We start from the raw sequence: 1,250 nt of genomic DNA on the forward strand, positions 1-1,250 counted from the left end.
CGCGCCAACAACGCTGTGAGCCAGGGCCGATGCCGCGCACCATGGATCTTGGCATAGCGGATCACGGCGAGTGCACCTGCCGTGAACAGGCTGCGTAGGTAGCGATCGCCTTGCTTACTGATGCTGCCAAGCCTGTCCTTGCCCCCACTGGAGTTCTGCTTCGGCACGAGCCCGACCCAGGCCGAGAAGTCCCGCCCCGATCGGAAGGCCTTGGCATCGGCAACGCTCGCGACTAGCGCCGTTGCCAGCGCTGGACCGACGCCAGGGATCGCATCCAGTCGCTTGCTCGTCGCGTTTGATCGATGCCAGGCGATAATGCGCCTGTCGAACTCCAGGATCTGAGCCTTCAGTGCCCGCAACTGACTGCCGAGAGCCGCAAGACACGCACGGGCCAACTCCGGGAGGCGGCGTTCAGCTGGATCGGCGACGACTTCCAACAGCTGTTCGACACCCCTGCGCCCGACGGGGGCGACGATCCCGAACTCGGCCAGATAAGCGCGGATTGAGTTGATGACGGCAGTCTGCTGGCGAATGAAGAGATGGCGCACGCGATGAAGCATCAGACAGCTCTGTTGCTCGATCGTTTTGATCGGCACGAACCGCATGTTGGGTCTCGTGACCGCCTCGCAAATCGCCTCCGCGTCGGTGCTGTCGTTCTTCTGCCGCTTGACGTAGGGCTTCACATAGGCCGGAGGCATCAATTGCACCGTATGCCCCAACGCCCGCAACTCGCGGGACCAATAATGGGATGACGCGCAAGCCTCGATTCCCACCAGGCACGGCGGCAACTTCTCAAAGAAGGACAGCACGAAACGGCGCTTCAGCTGACGGCGTATGACCACCTGGCCGGCTGCATCGACGCCATGCACTTGAAAGACCGACTTCGCGATATCCAGACCAATCGTTGAAATTGACTGCATAGGCTGCTCCTCCGAATCGTGGGAGCTTCAAGCGGCGCCCACTCCTTGGCACTCTCGTGCCCGTGGAGGAGCCGTCCACATGGCGTAATCGCGGGAGCGAGTCACCCCTGAATGAGTGGCTGTTCCCCGATAGGATGGAGATACGGGCTCACGACTGGACGCCGGGCCCAAGCATCGAATGGAGAACAGCCATGGAAGAATATATTGGTCTCGACGTGTCGATGAAAGAGACGGCAGTCGCGATCCGCCGAGCAGGTGAACGGATCTGGCGCGGCAAGTGCGCATCTGATCCCAGCATTATCGCCGAGCTCATCCGCAAGCGGGCGCCAT

At 61.5% G+C, this 1,250-nt stretch carries 1 protein-coding gene and 1 pseudogene; one reads left to right on the top strand and one right to left on the bottom strand.

Features of this window, described 5'->3' with window-relative positions:
* Positions 1–920: IS110 family RNA-guided transposase (locus E4K65_RS46660; protein ID WP_135179759.1), on the bottom strand; the 920-nt coding region annotated here is incomplete at its 3' end.
* A gap of 191 nt (positions 921–1,111) precedes the next feature.
* Here E4K65_RS46660 and E4K65_RS49415 point away from each other — a divergent pair.
* Positions 1,112–1,250 (top strand): annotated as a pseudogene (locus tag E4K65_RS49415) (IS110 family transposase); the annotation flags it as partial.

It is taken from the genome of Bradyrhizobium niftali, from assembly GCF_004571025.1.
GTDB lineage: Bacteria > Pseudomonadota > Alphaproteobacteria > Rhizobiales > Xanthobacteraceae > Bradyrhizobium > Bradyrhizobium niftali.